Origin of the sequence: Streptomyces sp. NPDC037389, from assembly GCF_040636475.1 — a bacterium.
Lineage (GTDB): Bacteria > Actinomycetota > Actinomycetes > Streptomycetales > Streptomycetaceae > Streptomyces > Streptomyces hesseae.
The window spans coordinates 464,495-480,580 of record NZ_JBEZUS010000001.1; the positions used below are offsets into that span (position 1 = coordinate 464,495).

Sequence of the window (16,086 nt, forward strand, 5' to 3'; positions counted from 1 at the left end):
CGCGCCCCGCCGGGGGGCCCGGCGGGGGGGCGGGGGGGGGGCCGCCGGGCCCGGCGGCGGGGGCGGCGGCGTCGCCGGGAGCTCCAGCCGGGTGGTGCGGTTGAGGGCGTCCTCCTGCGCGGGCGGCGGCAGGGGCCGCGACGCGGCCGGGCGCGGGATGACGCTCGTACGGTCCTCGGAGCCGGCCGGGACGGCACCGGCGGCGGGGGTCGCCGCCCGCGGCGGGACCAGGTCCAGCTGCTCCTCGGACAGGGCCGCGCGTGCCTGGCGGAGCCGCCCCAGCAGGGCGGCCGCGTCGGCCGGGCGCAGCAGCGGGTCCCGGGCCGTGGCCGAGGCCACCAGGGCGTCCAGCTCCGGCGCGAGCCCCGGGACGGCAGCCGACGGGGCCGGCACGTCCTCGTGGAGGTGCTGGTAGAGCACCTGCGCGGGGGTGCCGCCGCTGTGCGGCTTGGCGCCGGTCAGCATCTCGTACAGGACGACGCCGCAGGCGTAGACGTCCGCGCGGGGATCGGCCGTGCCGTGCTCGATCTGCTCGGGCGCGAGGTACGACACCGTGCCCAGGACGGCACCGGTGCTGCTCGTGGTGTTGTTGTCCACCGCCCGGACGAGCCCGAAGTCGGCGACCTTGACGCGGCCGTCGTCCCCGATGAGCACGTTCTCCGGCTTCATGTCCCGGTGCACCAGCCCCGCCAGATGGGCGGCGCCCAGGGCGGCCAGCACGGGCTCGGCGATGTCGAGCGCGGCGCGCGGCCCCAGGGCGCCGCGCTCGCGCAGGATGTCGCGGAGGGTGCAGCCGGCCACGTACTCCATCGCCAGATAGACGTACGCGCCGTCGGTGCCCTGGTCGAAGACGCTCACCACATTGGGGTGGTCCAGGCGGGCCACGGACTTCGCCTCGCGGATGAAACGTTCCACGAAGACGCCGTCCGCGGCGAGCGAGGGGTGCATCACCTTCAGGGCGAGCACCCGGTCGAGCCGGGTGTCCAGCGCGCGGTAGACGGTGGCCATGCCGCCCACGGCGACTCGCGCCTCGACGCGGTAGCGGCCGTCGAGCAGCTGGTCGACAAGGGGGTCGGGCAGGGTCGTATCCACGGCACACGAGTCTACGAGTCCCTGACGGGGGCCCCGCATGGCGAGCGGCTCGCTCGTCTGATCTGCAGCCGAACGGTAACAGGACGCCTGCGGCCGAGCTCCGGATGCCGGGGGCGGTTGCTGCCCGGTGGGCACAAACCGGCAGGCGCCGGTAGCGGGGGTCCCAGGGGGCTGCGCCCCTGGGAAACGGCGAAAGGGCCGGGACAGGGCCGGCCCGCCGCAGGCGCAAGCCGCGCCGGGGCGCCCCCCCGGTCACGCGAACGCGGGTCTCTCCGGGTCCAGAGCCGCGAGACCCTCCGTAGGAGACGACGCCTCCGCGAAGTGGCGGCGCGGGATCCGCCCCGCGCGGTGCGCGAGGCGGCCCGCCTCGACCGCGTGCCGCATCGCCTCCGCCATCAGCACCGGCTCCTGCGCCCGCGTCACCGCCGACGCCAGCATCACCGCCGCGCACCCCAGCTCCATGGCCAGCGCCGCGTCCGACGCGGTGCCCGCGCCCGCGTCCAGGATCACCGGGACGGCCGCCCGCTCGGTGATCAGCTGGAAGTTGTGGGGGTTGCGGATGCCCAGGCCCGAGCCGATGGGCGCGCCCAGCGGCATGATCGCCGCGCAGCCGACATCCTCCAGCTTGCGGGCCAGGACCGGGTCGTCGTTGGTGTACGGCAACACGGTGAAGCCGTCGTCGACGAGGATCTCCGCGGCGTCCAGCAGCTCGATCGGGTCGGGCAGCAGGGTGCGCTCGTCGGCGATCACCTCCAGCTTGACCCAGTCCGTGCCGAGCGCCTCCCGGGCCAGCCGGGCGGTGAGGACCGCCTCGCCCGCCGTGAAGCAGCCCGCCGTGTTCGGCAGCACCCGGATGCCGTGCTTCTCCAGGACGGACAGCACGGAGCCCCGTACCGTCGCGTCCAGCCGGCGCATCGCGACCGTGGTCAGCTCCGTGCCGGAGGCCAGCAGGGCGCGCTCCAGGACGTCCAGGCTGGGGGCACCACCCGTGCCCATGATCAGCCGGGAGGTGAACGGGGTGTCCGCGATGGTGAGCAGATCGTCCGCCATCTGTGCTGATCAGCCTCCCTGTACCGCGGTGAGCACCTCGACCCGGTCGCCCTCGTCGAGGGCGGTCGCCGGCCACTGGCCCCGGGGGACCACGGCCTCGTTGACGGCGGCGGCGACCCCGCCGCGCTCGGTGGTGAGCGTCGCCACGAGCCCGTCGAGCGTCGTCCCCGCCGGGACGGTCGTCGGCTCGCCGTTGACGCTGATGATGTGCGTGGTCATGTCGCTGCCGGTCATGCGGGCTGCTCCTGAAGTGCGGGGGTGAAGCGTAGGGGGGAGAACGGGCGGGCCTCCTCGGGCAGCCGGCCGGTGGTCAGCGCCTCGGCCATCACGTCCCCGGTGACGGGGGTGAGCAGCACGCCGTTGCGGTGGTGGCCGGTGGCCGCGAAGAGGCCCGGCAGGGCGGTGGGGCCCAGCAGCGGGGCGTTGTCGGGCGAGCCGGGGCGCAGCCCGGCGAGGGTCTCCACGAGCGGCAGCTCGGTGATGCCGGGCACCAGCTCGTGGGCGTCGCGCAGCAGCTCGTAGACGCCGCCGGCCGTCACGGTCGTGTCCCAGCCCAGCTCCTCGGTCGTCGCCCCGACCACCAGCTCGCCGTTCTCACGCGGCACGAGGTAGACGTGCCCGCCGCGCACCACGGCCCGCACCGTCCGGGAGAGGAACGGCCCGCCCGCGGCCGTGTACGCCTCCGGCACGCGCAGCCGCAGGACCTGGCCCTTGACCGGGCGGACCGGCGGTACGACGTCCTCGGGCAGGCCCGCCAGCCGGCCGCTGAGGCTCCCGGCGGCCAGGACGGTCCGGTCGGCGGCGATCCGGGTGCCGTCGGCGAGCTGCGCCCCCGTGGCCCGGTCCCCGGTCAGCAGCAGCCGCACCGCCTCCGAGCGGTGGAAGGCCACGCCCTCGCGCTCGCAGGCCGCCAGCAGCGCCCGGGCGAGCCGCCGGGGGTCGGTCTGGTGGTCGCCGAGGGCGTGGAGGCCGCCGCGCACGCCCGGCGCGAGCATCGGCTCCAGCCGGCGGCACTCGCGCCCGGTCAGCCACTGCGACGTAAGGCCGCAGCGCAGCTGGAGGGCGTGGAGCTCCCGCAGATGGGCCCGGTCGTCGGAGTCCAGGGCGACCGCGAGCGTCCCGCAGGCGCGGTAGCCGGTCTCCAGGCCGGCGGCCTCCTCCAGCTCGGCCGTGAAGGCCGGATAGCGCCGGGCCGAGGCCAGGTTGAGGGCGAGCAGGGTCTCCTCGCCGTAGTGGAGCTCGGTGACGGCGGCCAGCATCCCGGCGGCCACCCGGGCCGCGCCCCCGCCGGGCGCGGGGTCGGCCACGGCCACGCGCAGTCCGCGCTGGGCCGCGCGCCAGGCCGTGACCAGGCCGATCAGACCGCCGCCGATCACCAGGACGTCAGGTGTCCAGGGGGCGTGACCGAGACGGTACGGGCGCGCGGGGCGCGCCCTGGTTCGATGTGCCGGTGTTCGATCCCCAGGGGTTCGATGCGCGTGCATGGGCGTCCAGCCCCTCCCTTCGCCGGCATGACCCGGATCAGGTTCGTACGGTCGGAGGCCGTCCAGCCTCCCTCTCAGCCCGGTCCGCCCGGGCTCCCGCGAGTGCTTGCAGCTTGCCACCCTAGTACGGCCCGAGGACCGCCCGGAAGGGCGGCCGGGCACGGTCGGCGGCCCGTACGACGCCGCCGCGGCGTGACGTTGTGTCAGAGGTCTCCTCACGCGGCGCTCCGGCGTACCGGGGCGTCGGGCCTACAGTTGATCGTGTGAGCGAGGAGACGAACACCAGCAGTGACCGGCGCGTCGTGATCGTCGGCGCGGGCATGGCCGGGGTGCAGACCGCCATCGCCCTGCGCGAGCAGGGCTGGACAGCCGCGATCACCCTCCTGGGCGACGAGCCGCACCAGCCCTACGACCGGCCGCCCCTGTCCAAGTCCGTGCTGCTCGGCAAGGCCGAGGGCTCCGCCTTCGCCGTGGACTTCGACTCGCTCGGCATCGACCTGCGGCTCGGCCTCGCGGCCACCGGCCTGCGCGCCGCCGAGCACGTCCTGGACACCGCCGAGGGGCCCCTCGGCTACGACGTCCTGGTCGTCGCCACCGGCGCCGAGCCCATCGGCCTGCCCGGCGCCGCGGACCTGCCCGGCGTCCACGTCCTGCGCACCGTCGACGACGCCGAGCGGCTGCGCCCGGTCCTCGCCCGGCAGCAGGACATCGTGGCCGTCGGAGCGGGCTGGATCGGCGCCGAGTTCGCCACCGCCGCCCGGGAGGCGGGCTGCCGGGTGACGGTCGTCGAGGCCGCCGACCGGCCGCTCGCGGGCGCCATGCCCGCCGAGGTCGCCGCCCACATGGTCGACTGGTACGCCCACAGCGGCGCCCGGCTGCTGACCGGCGCCCGGGTCACGGCCGTCGAGCCCGGCGCGGTCGTCCTCGACGACGGCACCCGGCTGCCCGCCGACGCGGTCGTCGTCGGCATCGGCGCTCGCCCGGCCACGGGCTGGCTCGCGGGCTCGGGCATCGAGCTGGCGGCGGACCGCTCCGTCGTCACCGACGACCGCCTGCGCACCTCGCTGCCGGACGTCTACGCCGTCGGCGACTGCGCCTCCTTCCCCTCGGCCCGCTACGGCGAGCGGCTGCTGGTCCACCACTGGGACAACGCCCTCCAGGGCCCCCGGACCGTCGCCGAGAACGTCGTCCACGGCCCTGAGGAGAGCTCGGTCTACGACCCGGTGCCGTACTTCTGGTCCGAGCAGTTCGGCCGGTTCGTGCAGTACGCGGGGCACCACGCGGCCGCCGACGAGCTCGTCTGGCGCGGCAACCCCACCGGCGCGGCCTGGACGGTGTGCTGGCTGCGCTCGGGCGTCCTGGTGGCCCTGCTGGCCGTGGGACGGCCGCGCGATCTGGCCCAGGGGCGCAAGCTCATCGAGAAGGGCGCGGTCCTGGACCGGGCCAGGGCGGCGGACGCGTCCGTTCCGCTGAAGGCCGCCGTGGTCTGAGGCAGGACCGTGGTCCGAGGCGGGGCGGGGCGGGTCCGAGGCCCCTCCGAGGGGGGCCGGTGGGGTGGCCGGGGCCCGGCTCGGGTCAACCCGGCTACCGGCTGTCAGTCCCGGATGGCAGGCTTGTCCCGTGACCGAGATTGACGTGAAGATCGATGCGCTTGTGCCCGCCTGGCTCAACCTCCCCGACATCGGGGAGATGCTGGGCATCGAGGTGACGCGCGTCCGGCAGCTGGTCAAGGAGGGCCAGCTGATCGCCGTACGCCGTGGCGAGAACCGTGTGCTCATGGTGCCCGCCGCCTTCATCAGCGAGGGCAAGGTCGTCAAGGGCCTCGTCGGCACCCTGACGCTGCTTAGGGACGACGGCTTCAGCGACGAGGAAATGATCGAGTGGCTGTTCACCGCCGACCCGACCCTGCCCGGCACCCCCGCGGAGGCGCTGAGCGAGAATCGTGGCACGGAGGTGAAGCGCCGCGCCCAGGCGCTCGCCGTCTGACCTTTCCGTAGCACCGCCTGTAGCACCGTCCGGTGTGCGGGCGCGGGGCCTGTCCCGCGCCCGCACACCACCCACCGGGGGGAGAAGCACCCGATGTCCGTCACCGCGCGCGAGCGGCTCGCCGAGGCCCGGCTGTATCTGTGCACCGACGCGCGCAAGCGCCAGGGCGACCTGCCGGAGTTCCTCGACGCGGTCCTCTCCTCCGGAGTGGACATCGTCCAGCTCCGCGACAAGGGCATGGAGGCGGGGGAGGAGCTCGAGCACCTCGCCGTCTTCGCCGAGGCCGCCCGTCGCCACGGCAAGCTGTTCGCGGTCAACGACCGCGCCGACGTCGCCCACGCCGCCGGCTCCGGCGTGCTCCACCTGGGCCAGGGCGATCTGCCCGTGCCCGCCGCCCGGGCGATCCTCGGCGACGACGTCCTGATCGGCCGCTCGACGCACGCCGAGGCCGAGGTGGCCGCCGCCGTCGCCGAGCCCGGCGTGGACTACTTCTGCACCGGCCCCTGCTGGCCCACGCCCACCAAGCCCGGCCGCCAAGCCCCGGGCCTCGGCCTCGTGCGCCACGCGGCCTCCCTCGCGCCCGCCCGGCCGTGGTTCGCCATCGGCGGCATCGACGCGGGCAATCTGGAGCAGGTGCTGGACGCGGGCGCGCGCCGCGTGGTCGTGGTCCGCGCGATCACCGAGGCGGACGACCCGGGCGAGGCGGCCGCGCGGCTCGCCAAGCGCGTCCGCGCCTACGACGTGTGACCGTCGCCGTCCAAGGAGCCACTGTCCAAGGAGTGGGACAGATCATGGACATCCGCCGGATCAAACGGGCATAACGCCATTCTTGGTTGGGGTGCCCACCGCGCCGCTGGTTAACTTGCCGGTATGGCCCTTGGCACTGCCTCCACCAGGACGGACCACGCGCGCACCGTCCGTGAGCTGCTCGCCTCCGGCGAGCGCTCGTACTCGTTCGAGTTCGCCGCCCCCAGGACGGAGAAGGGCGAACGAACCCTGTGGGACGCCATCCGGCGGATCGAAGCCGTCGCCCCCACGTTCGTCTCCGTGACCTACGGCGCCGGCGGCTCCTCCCGTGAGGGCACGGTCCGCGCCACCGAGCGCATCGCCACCGACACCACCCTCACCCCCGTCGCCCATCTGACGGCCGTCGAGCACTCGGTCGCCGAACTGCGCAACGTCATCGGGCAGTACGCCGACGTGGGCATCCGCAACATGCTCGCGCTGCGCGGCGACCCGCCCGGCGACCCCATGGGCGAGTGGGTGCGCCACCCCGAGGGCGTCCGCTACGCCGCCGAGCTCGTCCGGCTCATCAAGGAGTCCGGCGACTTCTGCGTGGGCGTCGCCGCCTTCCCCGAGATGCACCCGCGCTCCACGGACTGGGAGGCGGACATCCGGCACTTCGTGGACAAGTGCCGGGCGGGCGCCGACTTCGCCATCACCCAGATGTTCTTCCACCCGGAGGACTACCTGCGGCTGCGCGACCGGGTCGCGGCGGCCGGCTGCGACACCCCGATCATCCCGGAAATCATGCCGGTCACGAACGTGCGGCAGATCGAACGATTCGCACAGCTCAGCAACGCGGCGTTCCCCTCGGAGCTCGCCGATCGGATCCTCGCGGTCAAGGGCGACACGGCCGCTGTACGCTCAATCGGGATCGAGTACGCGACGGACTTGTGTGCTCGGTTGATGGCCGAGGAGATTCCCGGGTTGCATTTCATTACCCTGAACCACTCCACGGCCACGTTGGAGATCTACCAGAACCTGGGACTGCACCAGCGGTCCTGACGGCCGGCCGGCGACGGCGGCCGTACGAGAGGGGCGTTGGATGGGCTGGACGGTCCTCTACATCGCGTTCGGCGTCGTCGCGCTCTGGCTGCTCGCCGAGGTGCTGCTGCAGTACAAGGCGCGGCTGCGCTGGCGGCTGCTCGCCTTCACAGGCTTCCTCGGCGTGGTCGCCGGCGTGATCGTGCCGTCCGTGGTCGTCATCATCATCGGCGCCCTCGCCTTCGGGGTGGGGCAGACCTTTGTGACGCTCTCCTTCCGGCGCGGCTTCTCCCGCGGCTGGGCCCTCCGCCGGGGCAAGGACGGCGACGCTGCCGGTCCGGCCGGTGGCGCCGGTTCCGGCGCGGAGAAGCCCCGGTCCGCCGGAGGCCGCGCCGGGCGTCGTCGCAAGGGCGGCGAGCGTCCCCCGGCCCCGGCCGGTCCGTCCCCGGCGGCCCCCGACCTGACTCTGCCGGCCTCCGGCCCCGACGCCCTGCCGACGATCGGCGCCGGGGCGGCGGGCGCCACGGCCGCGAGCGGTGGCCTCGGCGGCGCCCATGACCTGACGCACGGCGTCCCTCCGCAGCCGACCGCCGAACAGCCCCACCTCATGGGCCACGACGTCCCGGGCGGCGCCGACTTCGGCTCGTACGGCGGCACGCCCGCCCAGGGCGGCTACGACAGCAGCGCCTTCGACAGCGGCGCCTTCGACTACGGGCAGGCCCAGGGCCAGTACGCGTCCTACTCCGACCCGTACATCGGCAACCGTCCCCCGTCCTACGAGACGTACGACGCCTACGGTCAGCAGCAGTCCTACCCCCAGCAGCAGTACGGTGTCGGCGCCTACTCGGCGGGCGCGTACGCCCCCCAGCAGTACGACACGGACACCCCGCCCGGCGGAGTCTGGGTGCCGCAGCAGCGGGACACCGACACCCCGGGCACCCCGGCGGCCCCGCCGGAGCAGAACCCGCCGCCGTACGGCCACGGGTACGACGAACAGCGCTACCGCTACTGAGCGCTACCGGCTGCTGAAGCCCGGCGGGCTTCGGCGTCCTACTGGGAGCCGCGCCAGTCGGCCCCGGAGACGACCAGGCCCGCGACCATCGCCCCCGACATCCCGGCGTGCGCCAGTCCGCCGCCGGGGTGGGCGAAGCCGCCCACCAGATGGAGCCCGGGCAGCCGGGTGAGATTGCCCGGCCGCAGGAACGCCCCCCGCGCGCCGGCCAGTACGGGCGCGGGCACCCCGCCGCCCTCGGCCCCGGTCGCCGCCTCCGTGTCGGCGGGGGTGCGGACCCCGCGCCACAGCTTCCGCTCCGCGAGATCCGGAATCGCCGCCTTCGCGGCCTCGACCATCCGGTCCGCGAACTCCCTGGCGATCCGCTTGTCACGCCAGTCGACGCGCTCGCCGTGCGGCGCGACCGTGGCCGTGAGGGTCACGGCCTCGTACCCGTCGGCGGGGACGGTCGACGGGTCGCCCGGCCGGAGCACGGTCACCGTCGGGCGGTAGAAGCGCGCGGCGGCGGCGCCGAAGACCGCGTCCAGCTCCGCCGCGCGGTCATCGCCGTGGACGACCGTACGGTGCGCGGTGCCCTCGGGGCGGGCGCCGGAGAGCGCCAGGAACACGCTGAACCTGCCCGGGGGCACGGGCGCCGAAGGCGCCGGCGCGGACTCCACCGCGCCCGGCGCGAGGGCCGCGAGCCGGGCGGGGGAGACCCCGGCCACCACCACGTCGGCCTCGGCCACGCTTCCGTCGGCCAGCCGCACCCCGGCCGCGCGCCCGTCCTTCTCCACGACGCCGACGACGCCGGAACCGAAGTGGAACTCCACGCGCCGCGCCAGGCACCGCTCGTACAGCGCGTCCGCGAGCGCGCGCATGCCGCCGGTCACGTACCAGCTGCCGAAGGTCTGCTCCATGTACGGCAGGACCGTCGCGCTCCCGGGCGCGTGGCGCGGGTCGAGCCCGTAGGCGAGGGCGTGGCTCTCCAGCAGGGCGATCAGACGGGGGTCCGTCAGCTCCCGTTCGGCGACGGAGGCGAGCGTCACCGGCACCGGGCGGCGGAACAGCCCCTTGCGGTGGGGCAGCGCCGGATACGGGTCCCGGCCCAGGGCCTCGGCGCGTTCCGCGCGCAGCGGCTCCTCCAGCAGCGGGCGCCGCGTCGCGTCCCACACCTCGCGCGCCCGGTTCACCAGCTCGCTCCACCGCTCGCCCGCGCCCGGGCCCACCGCCGCGTCGAGCGCGGCGACGACACCGGCCCGGGAGGCGTTGGGCAGCGTGAAGTCCGTGCCGTCGGGGAAGACATGGCGGCTCGCGGGGTCGACCTGGACGAGCCCGACGCTCTGCTCCAGCGGCTCCTTGCCGGTCTTGACGAACAGATCGCGGTAGACGGCGGGCAGGTGCAGGAGGGCGGGGCCGGTGTCGAAGACGAAGCCGTCCCGGACGAGGCGTCCGACGCCTCCGCCGTGTGTTTCCGCCTGCTCGTACACGGCCACGCCGTGGCCTGCGACAGCGAGCCGGGCGGCGGCTGCCATGGCGCCCATGCCGGCGCCGATTACTGCGATCCGTGCCATGGTTTCGAGCCTATCGGGGCGGTGGGGATGCCCCTGACCCGCCCTTTCTCCGTTTCCGAGGGGGCTGCCGCCCCCTCGCGCCCCCGGACCCCCGGTTACGGGAAGGGGCGGGGCTGGGGAGAAAGCCCCCTCCGCCGCTCACGACGCCGCCGCAGGAACGCCCGTACCCGCTTCCAGAGGAAGACCACCACCGCGATCCCCGCCGCCAGCAACGTTCCCGCGATGATCGCTGCCGCCAGCGGATGGAAGATCGCGAACACGATCAGAGCCGCGACGCCCAGGTCCTCCGCCAGGCTCAGCACGATGTTGCTCGCCGGCTCCGGCGACGTATTGACCGCCATGCGCGTGCCCGCCTTCACCAGGTGGCTCAGCAGCGCGGCCGAGCCGCCCACCGCGCCCGCGGCGAGCTCCGGCAGGGAGCCGTGCTGGCCGGCCAGCAGCGCGCCCACCACGGCTCCGGCGATGGGCCGGACGACGGTGTGGACCGCGTCCCAGACCGTGTCCACGTACGGGATCTTGTCGGCGACGGCCTCGCAGAGGAAGAGCACGCCGGCCACGATGAGGACGTCGGGGCGCTGGAGGGCCCCGGGCACGTCGTCGCTCACCCCCGTCGCGCCGAGCAGACCGAGCAGGAGGACCACGGCGTAGGCGTTGATACCGCTGGCCCAGCCGCTCGTGAAAACCAAAGGAAGCACCGACACGCGGATGATCGTAACCGCCGTCCCGAGGCGGCCTGAGTACGCGTACTCAGGGACGGAGATGAGTACGCGCGCGGATGGGGCGCACCCCGTCGGGGAGGAAGAGTGGTGGTCGCGGAAGGGACCGCCGGAGCCGGCACCGCCGATACGGGGCGGCGGAACGGCGCACGGCGGACCCTGACGCGACCGGGGGAGACACGGGGGAACGCCGGCCCGGTGCGGACCGAGGGGGATCGGACCGCACCGGGCCGGCGGACGTTCGCGCGCTAGCGGCCGGCGCCGCTCACCCGCCCCTGCAACAGCCGCGACAGCGCCGAGTGCACCTCGTCGATCGACCGTTCCGGCTGGAACGACTGCCAGTCCAGCGCCGCCACCAGCACCATGCCGAACAGCGCCGACGCCGTCAGCGGGATGTCCAGCTCCGTGCTCAGCTCGCCCGCCGCGACCGCGTCCGTGAGGACGCACTCGATGACGGCGATCGCCTTCTGGCGCACCTGCATCAGCGTCGACTGCCAGGCCCGGTTGGTGCGCCACAGCTCGGCCACGTAGAGCTGGGTGAGCGAGGGGTAGCGGGTGATGAAGTCCAGGCCCGCCCGGATCATCGAGTCCAGGGCGTCGACCCGGCTGCCGCCGCGCTCGGCGGTCTCGTCGGCGGCGGCCTGGAGGGAGTCGGTCAGCAGCTCGATGCCGTGCCGCAGCAGCTCCTCGAACAGCACGGTCTTGCTGGCGAAGTTGTAGTAGACCGTGCCCTTGGCGACGCCGGCGCGCTCGGCGATCTCGTCCACCGTGGTGGAGGAGAAACCCTGTTCGGCGATGAGGGTGACCGCTGCCTCGAAGAGCTTGCGTCGAGTGTTCTGCCGGCGCGTACCGCTGCTGTCCATGAGGGTGATTCTCCCTGTACCGGGTGTATTCGCGCTCACAGGCTCAGCTCCGGGTGCAGCCGGTCCACGGACCAGACCTGCTTGCCCCGTGCCGACCAGGCCGTCAGGGCCAGGGCCGCGGCGGTGAAGGCCGCCAGGACGCCGCAAGCCTGCCAGACGGGGGCGAGCCCGCCGCCGGTGATGAGGTGGCGCAGCCCCTGGACGACGTGACTCATCGGCAGGAAGGGGTGGATCGCGTTGAAGAACGCGGGGCTGGTCTGCACCGGGTAGGTGCCGCCCGCCGAGGTCAGCTGGAGCATCAGCAGGGCGAGGACGAGGATGCGCCCGGCGGGCCCGAAGCGGGCGTTCAGCCACTGGACGACGGCCGCGAAACACGCGACGACGAGGACGAGGAAGCCCACCGTGCCCGCCGCCCGGACCGGTCGCAGGCCCAGCGCCCAGTGGAGGACGGCCAGCAGCGCGGCCGCCTGGAGGACGCCGACGGCGACGACGGGCAGCCAGCCCGCCAGCGCGATCCGCCCGGCGGAGGCCCCGGCGGCCAGCGCGCGCCGGTTGAGGGGCTGGATCAACATGTAGGCGACCATCGCGCCCACCCAGAGCGAGAGCGGGATGAAGTAGGGGGCGAATCCGGTGCCGTAGTCGGGGGCCTTGTGGAGCGCCTCGGCGGCCAGGGCGACCGGGTCCGCCATCACTTCGGTGCGGGTGTCGCGGTCCTTCTTGCCGTAGTCGGGGATCTTCGCGGCGCCGTCGTGGAGGCCGCCCGCGAGCCGGGTGGAGCCGTCGGACAGCTTGACCATGCCGCCCTGGAGCGTGTCCGCGCCCTCGCGCAGCCTGCCGATGCCGTCGTCGAGGTCGGCGGCGCCCGTCCTGGCGGTGCCGAGCCCGTCGCGCAGCTTTCCGGCGCCCGCGCCGAGGCGGCCGGCGCCCTCGGCCACCTGCTGGGCACCGTCGTTGAGGGCGTTGACCTTCCGTACGGCGCCGTCGATGTCCCGCGCCAGGTCGGGGGCCTCGTCGGCGAGCCGTTCGGCGGAGGCGCGCAGGGCGTCCAGCCGTCCGGGAAGCCGGTCGAGCTCGCCGTTCTCGTTCCGCATCAGCGCGTCGAGCTTCTCGGCACCCTCGGCCGACTGCCGCGCGGCGAACACGGCCTTCTTCAGGGCCGGGCAGAAGTCCCCCGTCGCGCCGGTGCCGGTGCCGGTGCCGGCGCTGGTTCCGGTGGCGCACAGCCTGTCGTACGTGGCGGACAGGTCGTCCGCGCCGCGCCTGCCGGCCCTGGCGAGCGGGCCCGTGACGGCGGGGGAGGGGAGGTCGGCCAGGTGCTCGCGGACGGTTCGCGCCTCGCGGGCGACGCCGCGGGCGGCCTCCCCGATCTCGCCCGCGTGCTCCTTGACGAACGCGCCCTCCTTGCCGGCGACGCCGTTCACCTTGTCGGCCAGCTGCCGGGTGCCGTCCGCCACCCGCGAGGCGCCGGTGGCCAGTTGCCGCGCGGCGGAGTCCAGGGTGCCCGCGCCGGTGTGCAGCCGGTCCACGCCCTGCTCCAGCTCGCCGCTGCCGTGCCGGGCGCGGGTCAGGCCGTCCTTGAGGTCCCCGGCGCCCTTGCGGGCCTCGCCGATGCCCTCGCCGAGCCGGTCGGCGCCGTTCGCCGCCTCCTCCGTCTTTCCGTGGAGGCCGGAGAAGGAGACGAAGATCCTGTCGTAGAAGGAACGCGACGTCCTGCGGGACGCGGCGGCGCGGACCTCGGAGAAGACCGAGCGGGAGATCTGGCCGACGATGTAGTTGTTCGCGTCGTTCGTACGGACCTGGAGCGCGCCGGTCACGGGGGAGTCGCCCGAACTGGAGGCGAGCAGCTCGCTGAAGTCGGCCGGGATGGTCAACGAGAGGTAGTACGTCCCCTTCTCGACCCCCTTGCGGGCCTCGGCGGCGCTCGTCTCGTGCCACTGGAAGGACTTGGAGCCGCGCAGGCCCTTGACGATCGAGTCGCCCGCGGCCAGTCGCCCACCGTCCACGGTCGTGCCCCGGTCGGCGTTGACCAGTGCCACCGGCACCTTGTCGAGCCGCCCGTAGGGGTCCCAGAAGGACCACAGGTACAACGCGCCGTAGAGGAGGGGCAGCAGGAGGAGGGCGACGAGCGCGGCGCGCGGCAGCCGGCCCCTCCCGAATCGTTTCAGCTCAAGGACGGCCAATTTCGGCGAGCGCATCCGCCGCTCCCTTCGGGGCCCGCTGTGTGGTCTGTTCCGTGCGGACGACCACCGCGTCGCCCGGCGGCGCCTCCGCGCACACCGCGAGCACGGTTGTACCGGCCCCGGCGAGCGAACGCAGCAGCGCCCACACCCGGTCGCGTTCGGCGGCCGTGAGCTTGAGGTCGGTGTCGTCCACCGCGACGAGCCGGGGCGCGCCGACGAGCGCGAGGGCCAGCGCCAGCCGCAGCGCCTCCAGCCGCCCCAGGTCCCGTACGGCCGTGCCGGCGCCCTTGGGCAGCGCGGACACATCGAGCCCGGCGGCCGTGAGCACGGCCTCGTTACGGGTCGACTCCCGCGCCGCTTTCTCCGCCCCGGTGCGGAACAGTGCGCCGGGCGAGGTGCCGAACCGCCGCTGGAGCAGTGCCCGTTCGCGCAGGTGCTCGCCGACGGTCAGGGAGCCGTCGAGCTCGGCGACGCCCGGGACGTGCGCGAGGGCGCTCACACGCCGGACGGCCGCCATCCGCCGGGGCAGGGCCAGGCCCGCGACCTCGGCGCGTCCGGCGGAAGGCCGCATACGGCCGGTGAGAGTGAGCAGGAGACAGGTGCGGCCCGAGCCGGAAGGGCCCTCGACCGCCACGAGCGAACCGGGTGGCGCGTCGGCGTCCACCGCGCGGAACGCCCAGCCGCGCGGCCCCCGGACACCGAGGCCCTCCGCCGCGATCGCGGCTCCGTGCGGGGTGCCGTCCTTGCCGTCCACAGGACCTCCAGGCAATCTTGGACTGACTGGTCAGTGCAAAAGTATGCGGATTGCTCCCCTCCTCCGTCAACCCCGGTCCGGTGCGAGGGAGTTCGTGCAGGTCGTGGCCGGTTCGCGCGGGTGCGGGAGGGCGCGTGGCGAGAGGTGCGGGGCGCCGGGCCCCGGCCCATTAGGCTGGTGCCGCCCGACGTCAGTCACCCCGCAGTCACCCCGCCGAGGAGTCACCCGCCGTGTCAGACCCGCTGCGCCCCCGGGCGTCCCTCCGTACCGCCGTGGTCTGGGAGGTCCTGAAGGACGCCCTCGACCGCCGGGTCAAGGCCGCCGGCCGGGAGGCCCTGGAGATCCTCGACACCGGTGGCGGCTCCGGCAAGTTCGCGGTGCCGCTCGCCCGGCTCGGCCACCACGTCACCGTCGTCGACCCCAGCCCCAACGCGCTGTTCGCGCTGGAGCGCAGGGCCGCCGAGGCGGGGGTCGCCGAGCGGGTGCGCGGTGTCCAGGGCGACGCGCACGGCCTGTTCGACGTCGTCGACCGCGGCGGCTTCGACGTCGTGCTCTGCCACGGCGTGCTGGAGTACGTCGAGGACCCCGCCGACAGCGTCCGCAACGTCGTCGCGGCGCTCCGCCCGGGCGGCACCCTCAGCCTGCTCGCCGCAGGCCTCGGCGGCGCCGTGCTCGCCCGCGCCCTCGCCGGGCACTTCACCGAGGCCCATCAGGCCCTCGCCGACCCCTCCGGCCACTGGGGCGCCGGCGACCCGCTCACCCGTCGTTTCAGCGCCGAGCAGCTCTCCGGCCTCGTCGGCGACGCGGGCCTGGAGGTCTCCGCGGTGCACGGCGTGCGCGTCTTCGCCGACTTGGTGCCCGGCGTGCTCGTCGACCACGAGCCCGGCGCGCTGGACGCGCTGCTGCGGCTGGAGGCCGCCGCGGCCGAACTGCCGGCCTTCCACTCCATCGCCACCCAGCTGCACGTCCTGGCCGAGCGGGACTGACTCCACCCCTCGGACAGACCCCACCCGATCAGCTCGTTCGCCCCGTATGATCGGGGGACACCGTCCGGCATGGCCGATCGGCAGGCAGGGAATGTACGTCCCGACGGCATCGATCGCCACCCCGGGGCCGGTGGCCGAATTGGCGCAGAGGGGCGGGTTTCACGGGGGCGATTCCCTGCCTATCCTGAAAGGGTCGCACCCGGTCGCCCCCCGCGACCGACGAGTAGGAGGACTCCGTGCCGCTCTCGGAGCACGAGCAGCGCATGCTCGAGCAGATGGAGCGAGCGCTGTACGCCGAAGATCCCAAGTTCGCCACGGCGCTCGAGGGCAGCGGCCTGCGCACGTACACCCGGCGACGGGTCTACCAGGCGGTCGCGGGTTTTCTGGTGGGCATCGCGCTCCTCATGGCCGGAATGGTCACCCAGCGGATCTGGATCAGCGTGGCGGGCTTCCTCGTCATGCTGGGCTGCGCCGTCCTCGCGGTGACGGGGTGGCGCAAGGCGCCGAGGCCCGGTGTCCGGCGCGTCGGCGGGCCCGGCGGGCCCGCGGGCACGGCACGGCGGCCGGTCGGCCGCCGGCGCGGCATGATGGACCGCATCGAGCAGCGGTGGCAGCGGCGACGGGATGAGCAGGGGCACTAGCC

The 16,086-nt window shown here is 74.5% G+C and carries 16 protein-coding genes and 1 riboswitch; of the genes, 7 read left to right on the forward strand and 9 right to left on the reverse strand.

Annotation, left to right across the window (positions count from 1 at the left end; translation table 11 throughout):
• The 4 genes from AB0E98_RS02240 to thiO form a co-directional block, all read right to left on the reverse strand.
• Positions 1-1,092, reverse strand: a 1,092-nt coding sequence (locus AB0E98_RS02240; RefSeq protein ID WP_361697616.1) for a protein kinase, incomplete at its 3' end; no start/stop codon positions are given.
• Between the two features lie 252 nt (positions 1,093-1,344).
• Positions 1,345-2,142, reverse strand: coding sequence for a thiazole synthase (locus AB0E98_RS02245; RefSeq protein ID WP_361697618.1), 798 nt, complete (start codon positions 2,140-2,142; stop codon positions 1,345-1,347).
• Between the two features lie 9 nt (positions 2,143-2,151).
• Positions 2,152-2,376 carry a sulfur carrier protein ThiS gene (gene thiS, locus AB0E98_RS02250; RefSeq protein ID WP_311614329.1) on the reverse strand — a complete coding sequence of 75 codons (225 nt, stop codon included), beginning with the start codon at positions 2,374-2,376 and terminating at the stop codon, positions 2,152-2,154.
• Complete coding sequence (gene thiO, locus AB0E98_RS02255; protein WP_361698137.1) at positions 2,373-3,521, reverse strand: glycine oxidase ThiO; 1,149 nt, start codon at positions 3,519-3,521, stop codon at positions 2,373-2,375. Before thiO ends, thiS begins: the two co-directional genes overlap by 4 nt.
• Positions 3,522-3,623: 102 nt before the next feature.
• Positions 3,624-3,736, reverse strand: a riboswitch (TPP riboswitch).
• Positions 3,737-3,889: 153 nt separating this feature from the next.
• On the opposite strand from thiO, the gene AB0E98_RS02260 reads away from it, so the two are divergent.
• The 5 genes from AB0E98_RS02260 (at position 3,890) to AB0E98_RS02280 (ending at position 8,391) form a co-directional block, all read left to right on the forward strand.
• Positions 3,890-5,116, forward strand: a complete 1,227-nt coding sequence (locus AB0E98_RS02260; protein WP_361697621.1) for an FAD-dependent oxidoreductase — start codon at positions 3,890-3,892, stop codon at positions 5,114-5,116.
• A 130-nt stretch (positions 5,117-5,246) separates the two neighbouring features.
• The gene (locus AB0E98_RS02265; protein ID WP_361697623.1) at positions 5,247-5,612 is read left to right on the forward strand and encodes an Rv2175c family DNA-binding protein; all 366 of its coding nucleotides are present in this window, start codon (positions 5,247-5,249) and stop codon (positions 5,610-5,612) included.
• 93 nt (positions 5,613-5,705) lie between these two features.
• Positions 5,706-6,359, forward strand: a complete 654-nt coding sequence (gene thiE, locus AB0E98_RS02270; protein WP_361697625.1) for a thiamine phosphate synthase — start codon at positions 5,706-5,708, stop codon at positions 6,357-6,359.
• Between the two features lie 123 nt (positions 6,360-6,482).
• Positions 6,483-7,400, forward strand: a complete 918-nt coding sequence (gene metF, locus AB0E98_RS02275; RefSeq protein WP_361697627.1) for a methylenetetrahydrofolate reductase [NAD(P)H] — start codon at positions 6,483-6,485, stop codon at positions 7,398-7,400.
• Between the two features lie 40 nt (positions 7,401-7,440).
• Entirely contained in the window at positions 7,441-8,391 is a 951-nt protein-coding gene (locus tag AB0E98_RS02280; RefSeq protein WP_361697629.1) for a hypothetical protein, read from the forward strand.
• A 38-nt stretch (positions 8,392-8,429) separates the two neighbouring features.
• On the opposite strand, the gene AB0E98_RS02285 is transcribed toward AB0E98_RS02280, so the two are convergent.
• The 5 genes from AB0E98_RS02285 to AB0E98_RS02305 form a co-directional block, all read right to left on the reverse strand.
• The gene (locus AB0E98_RS02285; RefSeq protein WP_361697631.1) at positions 8,430-9,944 is read right to left on the reverse strand and encodes an NAD(P)/FAD-dependent oxidoreductase; all 1,515 of its coding nucleotides are present in this window, start codon (positions 9,942-9,944) and stop codon (positions 8,430-8,432) included.
• 95 nt (positions 9,945-10,039) lie between these two features.
• Positions 10,040-10,645, reverse strand: a complete 606-nt coding sequence (locus AB0E98_RS02290; protein WP_361697633.1) for a DUF4126 domain-containing protein — start codon at positions 10,643-10,645, stop codon at positions 10,040-10,042.
• A 263-nt stretch (positions 10,646-10,908) separates the two neighbouring features.
• Positions 10,909-11,523, reverse strand: a complete 615-nt coding sequence (locus tag AB0E98_RS02295) for a TetR/AcrR family transcriptional regulator (RefSeq protein ID WP_361697635.1) — start codon at positions 11,521-11,523, stop codon at positions 10,909-10,911.
• Between the two features lie 35 nt (positions 11,524-11,558).
• Positions 11,559-13,718, reverse strand: a complete 2,160-nt coding sequence (locus tag AB0E98_RS02300) for a YhgE/Pip domain-containing protein (protein WP_361697637.1) — start codon at positions 13,716-13,718, stop codon at positions 11,559-11,561.
• On the reverse strand, positions 13,690-14,457 hold the full coding sequence (locus AB0E98_RS02305) for an ATP-binding cassette domain-containing protein (RefSeq protein WP_361697639.1): 768 nt from the start codon (positions 14,455-14,457) through the stop codon (positions 13,690-13,692). The genes AB0E98_RS02300 and AB0E98_RS02305 overlap by 29 nt, the downstream gene beginning before the upstream one ends.
• A 230-nt stretch (positions 14,458-14,687) precedes the next feature.
• On the opposite strand from AB0E98_RS02305, the gene AB0E98_RS02310 reads away from it, so the two are divergent.
• On the forward strand, positions 14,688-15,443 hold the full coding sequence (locus tag AB0E98_RS02310; protein ID WP_361697641.1) for a methyltransferase: 756 nt from the start codon (positions 14,688-14,690) through the stop codon (positions 15,441-15,443).
• A gap of 236 nt (positions 15,444-15,679) precedes the next feature.
• Positions 15,680-16,084, forward strand: a complete 405-nt coding sequence (locus AB0E98_RS02315) for a DUF3040 domain-containing protein (protein WP_361697643.1) — start codon at positions 15,680-15,682, stop codon at positions 16,082-16,084.
• Positions 16,085-16,086 lie beyond the last annotated feature (2 nt).